Origin of the sequence: Bacillus cereus group sp. MYBK222-1, from assembly GCF_051916425.1 — a bacterium.
In the GTDB taxonomy this organism is placed as follows: Bacteria; Bacillota; Bacilli; order Bacillales; family Bacillaceae_G; genus Bacillus_A; species Bacillus_A paranthracis.
The window spans coordinates 663250-679842 of sequence record NZ_JBQAGP010000002.1 but is presented as its reverse complement, the minus strand read 5'-3'; the positions used below and the strand labels follow the sequence as shown (position 1 = coordinate 679842).

Below are 16593 nucleotides of genomic sequence, written 5' to 3'. Positions count from 1 at the left end.
TTTGAGTTAATTATCTAGTTTCTTTACAATTTTCAATCCGAACATCATTGTAAAGAAAAGAATGCCGAACAAGTAATATAAGGCATACTCAACTCGTATCATCGAGTTTTTGTCAGTGATATATAAAATAAATAGTATCACAGAGCCGACTAAATGAGAGAGACCGAAAATTTGTGCCATAAGCTTTAAACTCATCTTCTCGATTCTTTCATCCATCTCAGGTAATGGATATTTCTCAGAAACGCTCTTTTTTTTCTTAAAGAATATTTTTTTCACTACTAATAGTATTAAATCTAAGAGTATGTATACACCAACGAATAGAAGGACAGAACTAATCTTTTCTTCGTCGTTACTATTGAAATAAAGTAATGATGATCCTAACAATAAAAGAGTAAGATGTGAAATGAACTTTTGATTAGAAGTATTTTTCATTCTTTTTCCTCCCCAGTTTTATCTAATTGAAATAAATCTTCTACTTTACAGTTGAAAAACTCACATAATTTCAATGCTAATTCTAAACTTGGGTTGTATTTGTTTTTTTCGATAGCGATGAGGGATTGTCTAGTGATTTGAACAGAGGAAGCTAATTGTTCTTGGGTGATGTCTCTAACGACGCGGAATTGTTTTACCCTATTTTTAATCAAATATACAAAGTCTCCTTTTTATAAATTTGTTACATTTATTATATCCATTTTTAGGTAATAAGTAAATGAAGCTTTACAAAAAGTAAACAAAACTTTACGTGAAATATAGCTTGTTATAATGTTATTTTTTGTGATAATTTGGAATTAAATGAAAAATGAAAGTCAAAAGAGGGGATTGGGTGGGGAGTAAAAAGAGGAAGAAAAAGCAGGCTAAGAGACAAAAGTATATAAAGAAAAAACAAGAACAGAACATACACATACCTATTTCAAAAAAGTAGTCCTTATGATAGAAAAAACATTTCGGTATATTTGTATGGTTCTGTATGTAATTTTGTGTATGTATTCATTTGGAGTGTTTTACAGTTTTGAGATAACTCCTAATATTATTGAGAGTATTTTAGAATTTCTCCTTGTTGCAATAGAATTAGTCTTATTTTTTATATTATTTGATACAGTATGGCCTAGTCATGAAAGTAAGAAAGATAAGCAAAGAAAAATGAGCAAAAAATCTTCATACGCTTCAAGCTCATCAAGTGGATTCGGTGATTACAGTAGCAATGATTGTAGCAGCTCAAGTGATGGTGGAGGAGATTGCGGAGGTGGTGGAGACTAAGTTGATTTCTCAGAAGAGCGACTAATGAAAGGATGAGACGAAAGATGGAAACTGTGAACTTAATAGAATTAACAAAGGACATTCAAGAGCAACATAAAAACTTCGTCGTTTCAAATGTAAATAGTCATTGCTTACGAATCGCTGTGTTTACTGGTGAATATGATTGGCACTATCATTCTAATTCAGATGAATTATTTATTGTGTTAGAGGGAGAATTACTTATTGATTTTGAAGATGGAGAAACAGCGGTATTAAAGCCGAATGATTCTATTTTAATTCCAGCATGTACGATTCATAGAACGAGAGCATTAAAGAGAACGGTAAATCTTTGTTTTGAACATATAGAGGCGGATACGATTAAAGTGGAGCAATTATGAAAAAATTATCTGTAGCTGAGTATAGAAAAATCCTTCCGATTTTAGAAAGCCATACAAAAACGACGACGTTTGCTTATGCGGTATGTGATCAAGTGATAGATGGTGATGTTTTTGTAAACGAGAAGTTAACAGCAGGACTAATTCGTACAGCGAATGGCATTTATTATTTATTTGGTCATACTGATGATCAAAATTACAACGAAGATTTATTTTCTTTTATAAAAAAGGCTATTGAAAAAACAGAGAAGAGATTTACATTGTTCTCTTCGAGTGACGAGTGGGAAATGATGATAGAAGAACGTTTTAGTCATGTACTTCGAAACATCCCGCGAATGAAGTTTCAAAGCGTAATCTTTGAAGAGAGAAAACGAAATTGTAACAAAAATACATATGAAGTGAAGCGTATTGATAGAAGATATATAGAACGAAGCAGTGAATTTACAGAAGAGTACTACAAAGAATATTGGGGATCAAAAGAAACATTTTTAAACGATGGTTTTGGATTTTGTATAGAACTAGAGGGAATGATTGTAGCGGAATGTGTTTCAATATTTAGTGGAAACGGATTTGCTGAAATTGATATTGTGACGCATAAAGCATATCAAGGGAAAGGGTTAGCTCAAGCTGTTGCGACGCGGTTCATTGAGCATTGCATGCAAAATGATATTACACCGTGCTGGGATTGTTATGTAGACAATACTTCTTCGCGAAAATTAGCTAGCAAATTAAGTTTTCATAATCCAATAGAATATAGATTATTTGTACAGAAGAAAACGGGGGAATAAAAATGAATGTGGAATTAACGAGATTTAAAGTGAAGCCTGGTAAAAGTCATCGTGTAGATGAATGGATGCAGCTTCTGAATGACAATATGAAAGAAGTACTTTTGACATTAAACGACGAAAAGATGTACGTTGAGACAATTTTCCGGGAAATAAGAGATGGAGAAGAGTACTTATATTGGTATTCTGTGCAAGGAGAAGGCGGGGCTCTTGTCGAAAATTCTCATCATGAAATTGATAAAAAGCATTTGGAATTTTGGTATGAATGTATTGATGAAGAAGCACCCTCTGTTGATATGAAAACAGAAGTCGTTATGATTCAAGATGTTGTGAAGGATGCGATGAAATAATAGATTGGTATTTTATAATCGTAAAATGGTCATCTGAGTGAGAGTTTTTGTTTCAAAAAATGATTTATATGTTACTAAAGTATATGTGAAGGGCGCATCAAAATAGATGTGCTTTTTATTATGATAAAAATGTAGAAAAGCTGTATTTGGATATCTTTAAGTGAAAATAAAAGTGGGATATTAAGAATCTTTTAGGATAAACTATAAAGAAATAAAAAACAGAAAACCAAAAGACCTACCAATATAAGGTGTAATTGTAACAGGTAAAACAGAGGATTTACAAAGTTTACAAGGAGCGCCATATATTAAAGTGGCTGTTAGAGGTGTAACAGTTGAGAAATATTAATTACAGTCTATTAATGTGAATAATCAGAAAATTTATGTTATACTATATGAAAAGGAGGTTTATATGAGGCAAATACATGGAGCAATTTATATTTACATAACAATGTTTTTCGTGGCGATATCTTATGGATTAGGGCACGTGTATTCGCATCCTATACTAACTTTTTTAAGCGGAGCATGTATGGCGTTTGCGCTTCTTGTCCACCTTTTCTCAGTTTGGATCGTGAAATTTCAATTAAATATTAGTGAAATAGAAGAAGGCACTTTTTAAGTGGCCTTCTTTTTTTAATAATATTTTGGAAGTTCTTGTAGCAATTTTTCAATTTTGCATTCGGTTTCTTCACATATAGACAGTGTGCGTAGTCGGAAAAACAAACTACGTAAGAAAGATTTTACATTTCCGTATAAGTACTCGTACGATTCAATATGTAATGTTTGTTTTTTGACGGGTAATTGAGCTACTAAGTCATGAAGGGCTAATAGGAGTACTTCTTCCTTTAGACCATTTTGTAGCATTGCCACAATCGGATAAACGAGACGCTCGTCTTCTTCATATTTGTAGTAAATAGAATGGACACAGACTTTGTTTAATAAAGTTTGTAATATTTCTTCGTAATATAAAGTTTCCAGTTTAGGACTACGAACAAGCGCTTCAAATGTATCGGAAGCATGAGCGATACTATGTGCCCAGCCGTGGTCTTGCACATATCCCCGGAAATCATGTTCGTTGTTCATATATAGAATTAGTTGATCTTTTACATTTGAAATATCAGTCCGTGATAAGAAATTATGATTTGTATCAGCATCAATAATGAGGGCAATTAATAATGTTGTAAATGCTCGCGTAAATACCGCATCTTCATCAGCCGAATGAATCTTATACAATAAATATTTTTCACTGATGCTTTCTAATAGTAGTTTCTGTAATTGCGTGTGTGAAAGGTATTCCTTTTTGATGAGATGATAAAAAGTAGAGTAAATAAGTTTGTCTCTTAAATAGCTATCAGTAACACCGATATGTTCAAGCATATTGGAACTTAAAGAATCAATGTTAACTTTGTTATCCAGCATGTAATTATTATTACGAATTTCTTCTAACTGTTGTTGTAACATATAAACCTCCTGTTTTAGAAAATTCTGTATTTTAATAGTATAATAGAAGGAAGAAATAGACAATAAATAAGTGCATTTGAATGGAGGGGCATGATGAAGAGAGCATTATTCTTTTTCATTAGTATTTTCTTTTTAGGAAGCTGCTCGATTTGGTATGTTACTTTTTCTAGCGAGAGCAAAAGTTGGACGGGACAATATAAAGGCCATATTAAGGATGACAGTGAAGATGGAATGTTTACATTTCAGTATAAGGGCGGAGATGGAAATACAGAATTTAAAAATTTAGAGATTGCTATTAATGGAGCCTTTAGCACAATGACACAAACGTCAGAAAATCATAAAGGAGCAAAGATTGAAATGAAGTCTTCTTGTGTAAGTTGTGTGCCTCTATCTAAAGATGAACCGATAGAGATTGTGATTAAATGGGATGATAAGTATGAAGAGAAGATGGTGTTAAAGCAGAAATAGTGTAGGATAAGGGGTTAGGAATGAATAGGCATATGAAAATTTCTATGTATATATTTTTAAGTGCATTTCTACTCGTAATATCAGCGTGTACTACAAAACAAGTAGCGGTAAAAGCAATAACTAAAGAAGGATATATTATATTAAGAAATGACACGGTGTTTTTTGTCGGTGATAAAACGTTTAAGACAAAAATAGAGTTGCAAAATTATATAGAACAAAAAATGAATCAAGATTATCCATCAGATATAGTCCTAATTTTTAAGGATAAAGATGCATATGATCAATTAAAAACAGGGGATAAAATAAAAGTATGGTCTTCTCAAATGCTTGAAAGCTATCCCGCAAAAATGATTGTAGAGAAGTTTGAAATAGTAGAGAAATAAAAAAGGCAGCACTCACGCTGCCTTTTTTATTATTTTACAAATTGTAATTCTTTCGGGAATTTCGTTAAAATTTCTGATCCGTCTTTTGTGATATAAATATCATCTTCAATACGAACGCCACCTACGTTTGGTACGTAAATACCTGGCTCGATTGTGAAGACCATACCTTCTTTTAATGGAGATTCGTTACCAGCTTTTACATCTGGATATTCGTGTACGCTAATTCCTAGTCCGTGACCAAGGCGGTGCGGGAAGAAGTCGCCGTAACCTGCATCTGCGATAACAGAACGAGCAGCGTTGTCGATTGCACCAAGTGTAACACCTGGTTTACATGCTTCAACTGCTTGTAGTTGTCCAGCAAGTACAGTGTTGTAAATACGAGTTTGTTCTTCAGAAATGTCGCCAAATGCCACTGTACGTGTAATGTCAGAGCAATAGCCGTCAATGATTACGCCTAAATCAAATAGTACGAAATCGCCGCGTTTCATTTTGTTTGCACCTGGAATACCGTGTGGAAGAGCAGAGTTTGCACCTGCTAATACCATCGTATCAAATGACATTTTATGTATGCCTTTTGTTTTTAATTCGTGTTCAATAATTGCTAATACTTCTAGTTCGCTACGATCTTCTTTAATTGCATTTACACCAACCTCAACAGCATAGTCTGCCATTTTAGCTGCTTCGCGTAAAATAGAAAGTTCTTTTTCGTCTTTAATTAAACGAAGTTCACGAACTTTTTCCTCAGCTGACGTGAAAGCTGCATTTGGGAATAATTTTGTTAATTCTTCGTAGCGCTCTACGTTTAAATGTTCTTTTTCAATTGCAACTGCATTTGCATTGATACCGCGGTCTTTAATTGCTTTTGCAATCATATCCCATGGTCTGTCAGTATCAGTAAATCCGATAATTTCATGTGCCCAGCCAGCGTTACGTGCTTGGCCTTCTTCCATTTTAGGGCAAATTAAAATAGGTTCTTTTTCTTGGAATACAAACATACCAAGAAGTCTTTCGTGTGGTTCACAGTGGAAGTTTGTCATGTAGAAGACGTTCGGTGTAGAAGTTAAGAACGCAGCTTCAACGTTTTTTTCTTTTAGCCATTGCATTAAATTTTCTAATCTAGCATTCATCGATTGGCACCCCCGAGATATTTAATTACAAATATAACTTTAACTCGGAAGAAAGCGTTATGACAAGTAAATCGATGTTAGAAAAGACAGGGAATTGAAAAATCATGTAGAATAAAAAGTGAGAATGTAATAAGGGGAGGAATGTAATAATGAAAGTATCTTATCACGGGCATTCAGTTGTAAAGATTGAAACGAATGGAAAAGTAATTTTAATTGATCCGTTTTTAACAGGAAATCCCAAAACAGATTTAAAGGCTGAAGATGTAAAAGTAGATGCGATTCTTTTATCACACGGTCATGGTGATCATGTTGGAGATACAGTAGAACTTGCGAAGAAAAATAATGCAGTTGTAGTGGCACCATTTGAACTAGCGACATTTTTAAGTTGGCAAGGTGTAAAAACACATCCGATGCATATTGGTGGTTCACATGAATTTGACTTCGGAAAAGTGAAGTTTACACAAGCATTCCACGGCTCTAGTTATATTGATGAAGAAAATAAGACGATTACATATACAGGTATGCCAGCGGGTATTTTATTTACAGCAGAAGAGAAGACTTTGTACCATGCAGGGGATACTGCTCTATTCTCTGATATGAAATTAATTGGGGAATTAAATAACATTGATGTAGCATTTTTACCAATTGGTGATAATTTCACAATGGGACCAGAAGATGCTGTTTTAGCAGCAAAATGGGTTCAGGCGAAAACTGTTGTACCGATGCATTACAATACGTTCCCGGTTATTGAACAAGATCCATATCAATTTGTAGAAAAGCTACAAAATTGTACAGGGAAAGTATTAGAAGCTGGAGAAAGTATTACACTATAGAAAAGAAACCCTTCATTTGAAAAGACAAGTGAAGGGTTTTTTACGTGTGTAGGACAGCTTGTAAAGGTTGTACTTGTTTTGATGATTCTTTTCTTTTTGGAAGTGGCTGTTCAGGTGTTTCATTCAATTCCATTGCAACTTTTTTCCCGTCTACGAAAGCTAACAATACAGCACCTACAACTTCTAATAATTTTTTCATCATGTATCCGCTCCTTTGTTTCATTTCTTGTCTTCATTGTATATGGAAGTGGCTGGACAAACTATCGAACGAGATGACAATACCATTACATTGTTGTAATAGAAGAAGTGGTGTAATGTAAGGTGTATTTTGTTATAAAAAAAATAGTACAGATATACAAAGAGAGAGTGTAACAGTTTTGAAAATATAGTATACTGAAAATACAACACATGAAGAATTTAGGGAAAAGAAAGTATGGTGAAACCATTTGGCTACCAAGCATAACCAAATTTTAGAACATATTAATAGCCTGCCAGTAGGGCATAAAATTTCTGTAAGGCAAATTGCAAAAGATTTGAGTGTAAGTGAAGGTACAGCTTATCGTGCAATTAAAGATGCAGAAAATAAAGGGTATGTTAGTACGATTGAACGTGTCGGAACAATTCGAATTGAACAAAAGAAGAAAGAAAATATTGAAAAGCTGACATATGCAGAAGTCGTTAACATTGTCGATGGTCAAGTACTTGGAGGCAGAGAAGGACTACATAAAACGTTAAATAAATTCGTAATCGGAGCAATGAAATTAGAAGCGATGATGCGCTATACAGAAGCTGGAAACTTACTTATTGTCGGTAATCGTACGAACGCACATCAATTAGCGTTAGAAACCGGAGCTGCGGTGTTAATTACGGGCGGATTTGATACGGAAGATCATGTGAAGAAATTAGCAGATGAATTAAAACTGCCGATTATTTCAAGTAGTTACGATACATTTACAGTTGCAACGTTAATTAACCGTGCGATTTACGATCAGCTTATTAAGAAAGAAATTGTACTCGTTGAAGATATTTTAACGCCAATTGAAGAAACGTTATATTTAAAGCCAGATGATACAGTGCAGCAATGGCATGCGTATAACGAAGAGACGATGCACGGAAGATATCCGATTGTTGATGAAAATAAAAAAGTGTTAGGTATTGTAACTTCAAAAGATATGATCGGTGTAGCGAAAGAAACACCAATTGATAAAGTGATGACAAAGCATCCGATTACGGTAAATGGAAAAATGTCTGTCGCAGCTGCGGCGCGTATGATGGTGTGGGAAGGTATTGAGTTACTTCCAGTTGTTGATGAAGGAAATAAGTTGCAAGGTATTATTAGCCGTCAAGATGTACTTCAGGCGTTGCAAATGATTCAGCGTCAACCGCAAGTCGGTGAAACAATCGATGATATTGTAACGAATCAATTTATGACGCCGAAAGAAGCGAAAAATGAGCATCTATATCAATTTTCAGTGACACCGCAAATGACGAATTCAATCGGAACGCTATCTTACGGTGTATTCGCAACGATTGTGACAGAAGCAACGAATCGCGTTATTCGTGCGCAAAAGAAGAGCGATTTAATTGTTGAGAACTTAACAATTTATTTCGTAAAACCAGTTCAAATTGACAATGTTGTATCGGTTCATCCGAAAGTATTAGAAATAGGACGTAAATTTGGTAAGGTTGATGTAGAAGTACATCATGAAGGTAATGTTGTTGGGAAAGCATTACTTATGGTGCAATTGATCGATAAATAAAAAGATGGAGCAAGCCGCTTTGGTTTGTTCCATTTTTTTTAAGAAGGTATAGTAGAGCTTTTTAAAATTTAGTTATCAACTGAATCTATTATGTTTTGAATTGCAAAAGAAAAAGGTAAATTACGTTCTGTTTCATACTTATAAATAGAAGCGTGCAATCATTTGAAGATGCTTGAACAATAATTGTGGAGGTGTCGAATGGGAGTAATAATTCTCTTTTTAGGGGTAGTATTTGCAATAACTTTTCATGTGTTAACACATCGAAGAATGGATATAAAGAAAAAGAAATTGTATGTAGTAAGTTTGATTTTCGCTATTGTTTGTTCCTTTATCTCTACAGCTGGAGAAAATAAGGGCGATTTTCTATACTTTGGTGTACCAGCTGAAACATTTGTTTATTATGGTGGATGGGAAATATCTTTTAATCCATTAGGCTTTTTCTTTAACTTTATTTTGTTTTATTGGATTTTGAAGCTGTTATTTAAGCTGCGTAAGAGTTTGGGTAGTGAAGTGCAAAAATAGCAGTATATGTTGGAGACTTTAGCTAATCTATATCAGGTTAGAGAATTGGTTGTTAGTCGATAGAAAAGCTTACACTACTAATTATTAAAGGGAAACTATGCTGCACTATATGTACTAGGGGGGAGAAGAATGGATTTTCACATTAAAGAGCAGTTATGTAAGCAATATAATTTAAATAGTCTTATGAAAGTTTCATTGTTGCATGGGGGAGAAAATCAAACATATATGTTCGAATCGGACAAAAATAAATTTGTAGTTAGGCAGTATAGAGAAGGACGTTATACAGCCGAGCAAATAGAAGCTGAAATACATTGGTTAATAGCGATACAAAAACAAATGTTAGTACCAGAAGTAGTTGTAAATAAAGATGGTGACTGGATCACACCTGTTATGAAAGATGAGGGAAGTATCCAGTATTTTGTTGTCTTTAGGTTTATAAATGGAAGTGAAATTATAGAACCAAAGGATAAAGATTATGAAAAACTTGGATCACTCATGCGAATGTTTCATGAAAAAGCAAATGGAGTACTTAAAAGTGTGCCGCAAACTTGGAGGGGTTATGAAAGACCTATATATAGCGAGAAAAAGATGATTCATGAGCCTTTACAATGTTTATTACATGCTTCTTTTTTATCTTATGAGGATAAAAATAAATGCTTGAGAATTGCAGAAAGAATACAAGAACTTACAAACTCAATTCAATTGGGAGAAAAACAATTTGTTCACGGAGATATGCATTTTGGAAATATTCTTGTAGACAAAGAGGATTGGTATTTACTCGATTTTGATGAATGTGGATTTGGGTATAAAGAGTTTGATATTGGTGTTCCTAGATTGCATTTAATTGCTTCTGGACAGTTAGAAGAGGCATGGGGGAACTTCATGATGGGATATGGGGGAAATATTTCGGAAGCAGCCATTCGACTTGGAACTGCTTTAAGAATCTTTTATATGGCAGGGAAAATACCATTAAGACTTGATATTGAACCTATTAAAAAGAATCCTGATTATTTCATTCGCCGATATATTCAGTATGCGGAAGAGGAGTTATACAGTAAGACAATTGTCTGATAAAAAAACAGAATATTAATTCATTTGGATTCTAGACTATGTTATAATTTAATTGTAAGAAAATGGATTTCTGAAAGGTGGTATGCATGATGTCATCGACAGTACTCTTTTTTGGTAGTATCGCACTATTTTACTTCCTTGTGATGATACCGATTCAATATTTATACTTACAAGGTTTACATGAAAAAAAGAAAAAAACAGGATTATCTCAGCGAGAGCTATATGAAAAAATGTCTTTTGGGGAAGAACAGTTACATCTCCATGTGCAAGGCAATCCATTCAATATTCCTTCTGCGTTTGTCGCATATATGATTTTGAAAGTTAGAGGACGTAAAAAAGCATCACAATGTTGATGCTTTTTTACGTTGCTTCATAGACTTCGGCTTCTTCAACTGCTAATGGTAAGAAATGTTTGTATTGGCGAAATCCATTAAATACACTTGCACTGCCAAATAGAACGAATAAGATACCAACGATAATACGAGCGGTTGAAAGTTCTAAAAAGAATTGGTTTATCCCGAAGAATAAGACGAATGAACCGAGTGCCATTGCGGATTTTCCTGAGAGCCAACCTTTCTCCATTGGGCGGTTTGTACGAAAGTATTTTGTTTTGTAGAAGAGGTACAACATAAATGAGACGATAATACAGAAGACTAATACTGGCATCATGCACACTCCCATCGCTTTATGAAAAAATAGTAGAGAAAAAAGAAATATCTAAACTTTCTAATTTTTATTATAAAGCAATTGTTCGCATGTATGAAATACTTTCCGTTATAATGGAGGATAAAGTGAGACTTTCATTAGTGTGGGGATGTGTCCGTGCTAATGATTAGCCCACATTCATTGGGCTTTTACTGCACGTTAAAGTGAAGAAGTTGAATAAAAAGGAGATTATACATATGCATGAGCAAATTTTAGGAGCAATTAAAGAGTTTGATACAATTATTATTCATCGTCATGTGCGTCCGGATCCAGATGCGTTAGGTTCACAGGGCGGTCTTAGTACAATTCTACAAGAATCGTTTCCAGAGAAAAATATTTATACGGTTGGGTACAATGAACCGTCATTAGCATATTTACGAGTAATGGATGATATTGAAGATAGTGTATACGAAAATGCGCTCGTTATCGTTTGTGATACAGCAAACCAAGAACGTGTTGACGATCAACGCTATACAAAAGGGAAGATGTTAATCAAAATTGATCATCATCCAAATGAAGATCCATACGGAGACATTACGTGGGTAGATACGACAGCAAGTTCTACAAGTGAAATGATTTATGAGTTTTATAATTATGGAAAAGATAAAGGATTAAAAATAACAAAAGAAGCAGCTCGTCTTATTTTAGCGGGTATTGTTGGGGATACAGGTCGTTTCTTATTCCCGAATACAACAGCAAAAACACTTCGTTACGTAAGTGAGCTTGTTGACATGGGTGTGAAATTCACAGATTTATACAATGAAATGTATAAGACAAAAGAAAAAATCGCTCGTTTAAACGGTTATATTTTACAAAACTTTACGATGGTAGAAGAAGGAGCAGCTTACATTAAATTAACGAAAGAAGTATTAGAAGAATTTGATGTACTTCCTTCTGAGGCATCCGGCGTTGTTGGAGCACTTGGTAATATTGATGGATTAAAGGCATGGGTTCTATTTTTAGAGGAAGACGATGTGATTCGTGTTCGCCTTCGTTCAAAAGGACCAGTTATAAATAAATTAGCAATGCAATATAACGGCGGAGGACATCCGATGGCTTCTGGTGCAAAAGCATCTTCTTGGGAAGAAGCGGATCGTCTATTTGCTGATTTACGTGAGATTTGTAAATAAGAAATTATATGTTAGAACGAAAAGAAGGAGTGGCGCTAAACCCCTCCTTCTTTATTTTTCTTTCTCTATCGTAATGCTAATTTCAAGCACGGTATCGAAAGATATTGTATCGACTTTAAAACGGTATAGCCGATCGTAATGTTTGTACGTTTTGTTTTCGATTACCTTTTTGAGTAGGTCTTTATTTTTTGCGATACTTTGTATGTTTTTCGTTAAAAGATGCTGGAGGTCATTATGGATAGAAGTAGTCATGTTTTCAATTGTAAGGTTGTCTAAATCGTATTTTTCTCGATTTATAAGTTTTATTTTAATCTCTTGAATGGTTAAGAGCCGTTTATTTTCAGTATTTAATTTTTCTTGATCTTCGAGAAGGACGTGGAGTTTTGCTTCTTGTTTTTCTATAATTTCTCTTTGTTCTGCTATTTTACTAGCTTGTTCTTCTTGAAAAACACCGTATATGTACAAAAAAATAAACCAGCTCAATACACCCCCAACAGCAGCCCCAGCTAAAACTAAATACCATCTTTTTGCTGTATTGGCACTTGGTACTCTCATACATGCTCCTGCGTTAGCCATTTAATAATAATAAGACCAGTTTGCATACCACCTGTTGCGAAAAAAATAAGGAGAATTTGTTTTACGATATCTTTCATATCCCCGCCAAAGAAACTTCTTTCAAAACTATAAAAAGTATCAAATGTTCCGCCGATCGCTGCAACGAGTGCCCAAATTCTTAAATTTTGGGCGAATTGATTAATGTAAGTGAGAGTTGGTTTTCCGATAAGAAATGCACCAAATCCACCAATTAATGAACCACCAAGTATAACCCCAAAGGCAATAAAATAACTAATAATAAGCAGAGAGAAAAAAGTGTGTTCTCTTACATCCATCGTCATTCCCCTTTCTTCTTCATATATATGGACAAAGTATAAGAAGTATGTTTTGATTTCCTCTTTCCTCTTCACCTATAATAAAAGTAGTCAAATAGGTAAAGAGAGGGTACAACAGTGAAGTTTGTGCATTTACAATGTCAAACCGTTTTTAGTTTATTAAAAAGTGCTTGTAAAATTGATGAACTTGTAGTTAGGGCGAAAGAGCTCGGTTATTCATCGCTAGCTATTACGGATGAAAATGTTATGTATGGCGTTATTCCGTTTTATAAAGCATGTAAGAAACATGGTATACAGCCTATCATCGGCTTAACAGCTTCTATTTTTAGTGAAGAAGAAGAAAAGTCTTATCCACTTGTCTTACTTGCTGAAAATGAAATAGGTTATCAAAATTTATTAAAGATTTCTAGTAGCATTATGACGAAGTCAAAAGAAGGTATTCCTAAGAAATGGCTTGCACATTATGCGAAAGGATTAATTGCTATTTCACCAGGTAAAGATGGGGAAATCGAACAATTATTATTAGAAGACAAAGAGAGTCAAGCTGAAGAAGTAGCTCGTATGTATCAAAATATGTTCGGCAGTTTTTATATGAGTTTACAGCATCATGCGATTCAAGATGAACTGCTTCTGCAAGAAAAATTACCTGCATTTATGAATAGGATAAATATTCCGGTTGTAGCGACGAACGATGTACGCTACATCAATCAAAGTGACGCACTTGTTCATGAATGTTTATTATCTGTTGAAAGTGGAACGAAAATGACGGATCCTGATAGGCCGAGGCTGAAAACAGATCAATATTATTTAAAATCATCAGATGAAATGGAAGCCCTATTTTCTCACGTAGAAGAAGCGATTTATAACACAGTAGAAATTGCAGAACGTTGTAGAGTAGAAATACCGTTTCATGTAAATCAATTACCGAAATTCCCTGTTCCATCTAACGAGACGAATGATATGTATTTGCGCCGCGTTTGTGAAGAAGGATTACAAAAACGTTATGGTACGCCGAAAGAAGTACATATAAAGCGTTTGAATCATGAATTAAACGTGATTTCTAGCATGGGGTTTAGTGATTATTTCCTCATTGTCTGGGATTTTATGAAGTACGCGCATGAAAATCATATTTTAACAGGACCAGGTCGTGGATCAGCGGCTGGCTCACTCGTTTCTTACGTATTAGAAATTACAGATATTGATCCAATTGAATACGATCTATTATTTGAAAGGTTTTTAAACCCAGAGCGTGTGACACTTCCAGATATTGATATTGATTTTCCGGATATAAGACGTGATGAGATGATTCGATATGTGAAGGATAAATATGGTCAGCTTCGTGTTGCGCAAATTGTAACGTTTGGGACGCTTGCAGCGAAAGCGGCAATTAGAGATATTGCGCGTGTAATGGGTCTTCCGCCGCGAGATATCGACATATTCTCAAAACTTATCCCATCAAAGCTTGGTATAACGTTAAAAGATGCATATGAGGAATCGCAATCACTCCGTGAATTTATACAAGGGAATCTTCTGCATGAACGTGTGTTTGAAATTGCAAAACGTGTAGAAGGCTTACCGCGTCATACGTCTATTCATGCAGCTGGCGTTATTATGAGCCAAGAGCCATTAACCGGAAGTGTTGCAATTCAAGAAGGGCATAACGATGTGTATGTTACGCAATACCCAGCTGATGCATTAGAAGAACTTGGGTTGCTCAAGATGGACTTTTTAGGATTACGTAATTTAACGTTACTTGAAAATATTATAAAGTTTATCGTGCAAAAAACAGGAAAAGAAATTGATATAAGAAATTTACCACTTCAAGATGAAAAGACATTCCAATTGTTAGGTAGAGGGGATACAACAGGTGTATTCCAGCTTGAATCAGGTGGTATGCGAAATGTACTTCGCGGGTTAAAGCCGAATGAATTTGAAGATATTGTTGCTGTTAACTCGTTATATAGACCAGGACCGATGGAACAAATTCCAACCTTTATTGAATCAAAACACGGAAAAAGACAAATTGAATATTTACATCCGGACTTAAAGCCGATTTTAGAAAGAACATACGGTGTAATTGTATACCAAGAACAAATTATGCAAATCGCGTCGAAGTTGGCGGGTTTCTCGCTCGGAGAAGCCGATTTATTACGCCGTGCAGTGAGTAAAAAAAATCGTGATATTTTAGATCAGGAACGTAAGCATTTTGTGCAAGGGTGTTTACAAAATGGTTATGACGAGACATCTGCAGAGAAAATTTATGATTTAATTGTAAGATTTGCAAATTACGGCTTTAACCGAAGTCACGCTGTAGCCTACAGTATGATTGGATATCAGCTTGCTTACTTAAAAGCGAATTATACGCTGGAATTTATGACGGCACTATTATCGAGTGCAATTGGAAATGAAGATAAGATTGTGCAGTATATACGCGAAACGAAGCGAAAAGGTTTTCATGTTTTGCCGCCGTCTCTTCAGAGAAGTGGTTACAATTTCCAAATAGAAGGAAATGCAATACGTTACAGCTTACTTTCCATTCGAAACATCGGAATGGCTACAGTGACAGCATTAATCGAAGAACGAGAGAAAAAAATGTTTGAAGATTTATTTGAATTTTGTCTGCGCATGCCATCAAAGTTTGTAACAGAGCGAAATTTAGAGGCGTTCGTCTGGTCTGGGTGTTTTGACGATTTCGGTGTTTCGAGAACGAATTTATGGAAAAGTCTTAAAGGAGCGTTAGAGTATGCCAATCTTGCACGTGATTTAGGAGATGCTGTTCCGAAATCAAAATACGTACAAGGAGAAGAGCTCTCTTTTATTGAACAGTTAAATAAAGAGAAGGAAGTACTAGGTTTTTATTTATCAAGCTATCCGACAGCGCAGTATGTGAAGTTAGCGAAAGAATTAGAAATTCCAACTCTCGCTCAGGCGATGCGACATAAGAAAAAAGTACAAAGAGCTATCGTGTACATAACAAGCGTGAGAGTGATTCGTACGAAAAAGTTGCAAAAGATGGCATTTATTACATTTTGTGATCAAAATGATGAAATGGAAGCAGTTCTTTTCCCCGAAACGTATATACATTTCTCAGATAAGTTACAAGAAGGAGCAATTGTTTTAGTTGACGGCATGATTGAGCTTAGAAATCATAAGCTGCAATGGATTGTAAATGGACTATATCCGTTAGAAGAAATGGATGTGTATGAAGAAAAGAAAGATGCGTCTGTTTATGTGAAATTGCCATCTCAATATGAGAAAAAGCTTTTAAATCAGGTTACTAAAATATTGTTTGACTATTCGGGTTTTGCGAAAGTACTAATTTATTATGAAAAGGAACATAAAATGGTACAATTATCACGAAGTTTATCGATTCATCCAAGTGAAGAATGTTTAGGAGCACTTCGTGAAATTGTCGGGGAAGAAAATGTGGTTGTGAAAATATAATGGACAATTTCCCTACACTTCGATTATTATAGTAGT

Annotated in this window: 21 protein-coding genes and 2 pseudogenes; 15 read left to right on the top strand and 8 right to left on the bottom strand. The window is 34.7% G+C overall.

What is annotated here, in order from left to right:
- Nucleotides 1-6: 6 nt before the first annotated feature.
- Both ACTFR9_RS15530 and ACTFR9_RS15525 read right to left on the bottom strand, forming a co-directional pair.
- Entirely contained in the window at nucleotides 7-432 is a 426-nt protein-coding gene (locus ACTFR9_RS15530; protein ID WP_000799452.1) for a hypothetical protein, read from the bottom strand.
- Nucleotides 429-644, bottom strand: coding sequence for a helix-turn-helix transcriptional regulator (locus ACTFR9_RS15525; RefSeq protein WP_000594782.1), 216 nt, complete (start codon nucleotides 642-644; stop codon nucleotides 429-431). Before ACTFR9_RS15525 ends, ACTFR9_RS15530 begins: the two co-directional genes overlap by 4 nt.
- A gap of 179 nt (nucleotides 645-823) precedes the next feature.
- Between ACTFR9_RS15525 and ACTFR9_RS15520 the strand changes: the two are divergent.
- The 6 genes and pseudogenes from ACTFR9_RS15520 (at nucleotide 824) to ACTFR9_RS15495 (ending at nucleotide 3382) form a co-directional block, all read left to right on the top strand.
- Nucleotides 824-1257: pseudogene (locus ACTFR9_RS15520) on the top strand (hypothetical protein).
- Nucleotides 1258-1301: 44 nt separating this feature from the next.
- Nucleotides 1302-1634: a cupin domain-containing protein gene (locus tag ACTFR9_RS15515; protein ID WP_000450943.1), complete on the top strand. Its 333-nt coding sequence runs from the start codon at nucleotides 1302-1304 to the stop codon at nucleotides 1632-1634.
- Nucleotides 1631-2419 (top strand): GNAT family N-acetyltransferase, encoded by a 789-nt coding sequence (locus tag ACTFR9_RS15510; RefSeq protein WP_229136257.1) that lies wholly within the window; start codon nucleotides 1631-1633, stop codon nucleotides 2417-2419. The genes ACTFR9_RS15515 and ACTFR9_RS15510 overlap by 4 nt, the downstream gene beginning before the upstream one ends.
- A gap of 2 nt (nucleotides 2420-2421) precedes the next feature.
- Nucleotides 2422-2766 (top strand): DUF6176 family protein, encoded by a 345-nt coding sequence (locus ACTFR9_RS15505; RefSeq protein WP_001100205.1) that lies wholly within the window; start codon nucleotides 2422-2424, stop codon nucleotides 2764-2766.
- 153 nt (nucleotides 2767-2919) lie between these two features.
- Nucleotides 2920-3112: pseudogene (locus tag ACTFR9_RS15500) on the top strand (hypothetical protein); the annotation flags it as partial.
- Nucleotides 3113-3175: 63 nt separating this feature from the next.
- Complete coding sequence (locus tag ACTFR9_RS15495; RefSeq protein ID WP_001248905.1) at nucleotides 3176-3382, top strand: hypothetical protein; 207 nt, start codon at nucleotides 3176-3178, stop codon at nucleotides 3380-3382.
- Between the two features lie 14 nt (nucleotides 3383-3396).
- Here ACTFR9_RS15495 and ACTFR9_RS15490 read toward each other — a convergent pair whose 3' ends face one another.
- The gene (locus tag ACTFR9_RS15490) at nucleotides 3397-4224 is read right to left on the bottom strand and encodes a DUF2785 domain-containing protein (protein WP_000941484.1); all 828 of its coding nucleotides are present in this window, start codon (nucleotides 4222-4224) and stop codon (nucleotides 3397-3399) included.
- A 90-nt stretch (nucleotides 4225-4314) separates the two neighbouring features.
- Between ACTFR9_RS15490 and ACTFR9_RS15485 the strand changes: the two genes are divergently transcribed.
- Complete coding sequence (locus tag ACTFR9_RS15485) at nucleotides 4315-4692, top strand: hypothetical protein (protein ID WP_082187538.1); 378 nt, start codon at nucleotides 4315-4317, stop codon at nucleotides 4690-4692.
- A gap of 20 nt (nucleotides 4693-4712) precedes the next feature.
- Complete coding sequence (locus ACTFR9_RS15480) at nucleotides 4713-5075, top strand: DUF3221 domain-containing protein (RefSeq protein WP_001079371.1); 363 nt, start codon at nucleotides 4713-4715, stop codon at nucleotides 5073-5075.
- 29 nt (nucleotides 5076-5104) lie between these two features.
- On the opposite strand, the gene pepQ is transcribed toward ACTFR9_RS15480, so the two are convergent.
- On the bottom strand, nucleotides 5105-6202 hold the full coding sequence (gene pepQ, locus ACTFR9_RS15475) for a Xaa-Pro dipeptidase (protein WP_000994042.1): 1098 nt from the start codon (nucleotides 6200-6202) through the stop codon (nucleotides 5105-5107).
- Between the two features lie 149 nt (nucleotides 6203-6351).
- On the opposite strand from pepQ, the gene ACTFR9_RS15470 reads away from it, so the two are divergent.
- Entirely contained in the window at nucleotides 6352-7035 is a 684-nt protein-coding gene (locus tag ACTFR9_RS15470) for a metal-dependent hydrolase (RefSeq protein WP_000868938.1), read from the top strand.
- A 40-nt stretch (nucleotides 7036-7075) separates the two neighbouring features.
- Here the strand turns inward: ACTFR9_RS15470 and ACTFR9_RS15465 are convergent, their stop codons facing one another.
- Nucleotides 7076-7237, bottom strand: coding sequence for a hypothetical protein (locus ACTFR9_RS15465; protein ID WP_000976310.1), 162 nt, complete (start codon nucleotides 7235-7237; stop codon nucleotides 7076-7078).
- A gap of 244 nt (nucleotides 7238-7481) precedes the next feature.
- Here ACTFR9_RS15465 and ACTFR9_RS15460 point away from each other — a divergent pair, with 244 nt between their 5' ends.
- The 4 genes from ACTFR9_RS15460 to ACTFR9_RS15445 all read left to right on the top strand — a co-directional run bounded on the left by ACTFR9_RS15460 (nucleotide 7482) and on the right by ACTFR9_RS15445 (nucleotide 10741).
- Entirely contained in the window at nucleotides 7482-8795 is a 1314-nt protein-coding gene (locus tag ACTFR9_RS15460) for a CBS domain-containing protein (protein WP_000201583.1), read from the top strand.
- Nucleotides 8796-8993: 198 nt separating this feature from the next.
- On the top strand, nucleotides 8994-9317 hold the full coding sequence (locus ACTFR9_RS15455) for a hypothetical protein (RefSeq protein ID WP_000538208.1): 324 nt from the start codon (nucleotides 8994-8996) through the stop codon (nucleotides 9315-9317).
- 129 nt (nucleotides 9318-9446) lie between these two features.
- Nucleotides 9447-10388, top strand: coding sequence for a phosphotransferase enzyme family protein (locus tag ACTFR9_RS15450; RefSeq protein ID WP_000345500.1), 942 nt, complete (start codon nucleotides 9447-9449; stop codon nucleotides 10386-10388).
- An 89-nt stretch (nucleotides 10389-10477) separates the two neighbouring features.
- Nucleotides 10478-10741 carry a DUF3949 domain-containing protein gene (locus ACTFR9_RS15445; RefSeq protein ID WP_000099739.1) on the top strand — a complete coding sequence of 88 codons (264 nt, stop codon included), beginning with the start codon at nucleotides 10478-10480 and terminating at the stop codon, nucleotides 10739-10741.
- Nucleotides 10742-10748: 7 nt separating this feature from the next.
- On the opposite strand, the gene ACTFR9_RS15440 is transcribed toward ACTFR9_RS15445, so the two are convergent.
- Complete coding sequence (locus ACTFR9_RS15440; protein ID WP_001144765.1) at nucleotides 10749-11054, bottom strand: YtpI family protein; 306 nt, start codon at nucleotides 11052-11054, stop codon at nucleotides 10749-10751.
- A 236-nt stretch (nucleotides 11055-11290) separates the two neighbouring features.
- Here ACTFR9_RS15440 and ACTFR9_RS15435 point away from each other — a divergent pair, with 236 nt between their 5' ends.
- Nucleotides 11291-12223, top strand: coding sequence for a DHH family phosphoesterase (locus ACTFR9_RS15435; RefSeq protein ID WP_000545147.1), 933 nt, complete (start codon nucleotides 11291-11293; stop codon nucleotides 12221-12223).
- A 51-nt stretch (nucleotides 12224-12274) separates the two neighbouring features.
- Here the strand turns inward: ACTFR9_RS15435 and ytrI are convergent, their stop codons facing one another.
- A complete protein-coding gene (ytrI, locus tag ACTFR9_RS15430) occupies nucleotides 12275-12778 on the bottom strand; it encodes a sporulation membrane protein YtrI (RefSeq protein WP_001265735.1) in 504 nt (167 codons plus the stop codon).
- Nucleotides 12775-13188: a YtrH family sporulation protein gene (locus tag ACTFR9_RS15425; RefSeq protein WP_001998397.1), complete on the bottom strand. Its 414-nt coding sequence runs from the start codon at nucleotides 13186-13188 to the stop codon at nucleotides 12775-12777. Before ACTFR9_RS15425 ends, ytrI begins: the two co-directional genes overlap by 4 nt.
- Nucleotides 13189-13230: 42 nt before the next feature.
- Here ACTFR9_RS15425 and dnaE point away from each other — a divergent pair, with 42 nt between their 5' ends.
- On the top strand, nucleotides 13231-16557 hold the full coding sequence (gene dnaE, locus ACTFR9_RS15420) for a DNA polymerase III subunit alpha (RefSeq protein WP_000673762.1): 3327 nt from the start codon (nucleotides 13231-13233) through the stop codon (nucleotides 16555-16557).
- Nucleotides 16558-16593 lie beyond the last annotated feature (36 nt).

What these genes read in the sequence shown, in the direction of transcription:
- ACTFR9_RS15530 (WP_000799452.1), bottom strand. Translation starts at nt 432, where the DNA reads ATGAAAAATACTTCTAATCAAAAGTTCATTTCACATCTTACTCTTTTA.
- ACTFR9_RS15515 (WP_000450943.1), top strand. Translation starts at nt 1,302, where the DNA reads ATGGAAACTGTGAACTTAATAGAATTAACAAAGGACATTCAAGAGCAA.
- ACTFR9_RS15510 (WP_229136257.1), top strand. Translation starts at nt 1,631, where the DNA reads ATGAAAAAATTATCTGTAGCTGAGTATAGAAAAATCCTTCCGATTTTA.
- ACTFR9_RS15505 (WP_001100205.1), top strand. Translation starts at nt 2,422, where the DNA reads ATGAATGTGGAATTAACGAGATTTAAAGTGAAGCCTGGTAAAAGTCAT.
- ACTFR9_RS15495 (WP_001248905.1), top strand. Translation starts at nt 3,176, where the DNA reads ATGAGGCAAATACATGGAGCAATTTATATTTACATAACAATGTTTTTC.
- ACTFR9_RS15490 (WP_000941484.1), bottom strand. Translation starts at nt 4,224, where the DNA reads ATGTTACAACAACAGTTAGAAGAAATTCGTAATAATAATTACATGCTG.
- ACTFR9_RS15485 (WP_082187538.1), top strand. Translation starts at nt 4,315, where the DNA reads ATGATGAAGAGAGCATTATTCTTTTTCATTAGTATTTTCTTTTTAGGA.
- ACTFR9_RS15480 (WP_001079371.1), top strand. Translation starts at nt 4,713, where the DNA reads ATGAATAGGCATATGAAAATTTCTATGTATATATTTTTAAGTGCATTT.
- pepQ (WP_000994042.1), bottom strand. Translation starts at nt 6,202, where the DNA reads ATGAATGCTAGATTAGAAAATTTAATGCAATGGCTAAAAGAAAAAAAC.
- ACTFR9_RS15470 (WP_000868938.1), top strand. Translation starts at nt 6,352, where the DNA reads ATGAAAGTATCTTATCACGGGCATTCAGTTGTAAAGATTGAAACGAAT.
- ACTFR9_RS15465 (WP_000976310.1), bottom strand. Translation starts at nt 7,237, where the DNA reads ATGATGAAAAAATTATTAGAAGTTGTAGGTGCTGTATTGTTAGCTTTC.
- ACTFR9_RS15455 (WP_000538208.1), top strand. Translation starts at nt 8,994, where the DNA reads ATGGGAGTAATAATTCTCTTTTTAGGGGTAGTATTTGCAATAACTTTT.
- ACTFR9_RS15450 (WP_000345500.1), top strand. Translation starts at nt 9,447, where the DNA reads ATGGATTTTCACATTAAAGAGCAGTTATGTAAGCAATATAATTTAAAT.
- ACTFR9_RS15445 (WP_000099739.1), top strand. Translation starts at nt 10,478, where the DNA reads ATGTCATCGACAGTACTCTTTTTTGGTAGTATCGCACTATTTTACTTC.
- ACTFR9_RS15440 (WP_001144765.1), bottom strand. Translation starts at nt 11,054, where the DNA reads ATGCCAGTATTAGTCTTCTGTATTATCGTCTCATTTATGTTGTACCTC.
- ACTFR9_RS15435 (WP_000545147.1), top strand. Translation starts at nt 11,291, where the DNA reads ATGCATGAGCAAATTTTAGGAGCAATTAAAGAGTTTGATACAATTATT.
- ytrI (WP_001265735.1), bottom strand. Translation starts at nt 12,778, where the DNA reads ATGAGAGTACCAAGTGCCAATACAGCAAAAAGATGGTATTTAGTTTTA.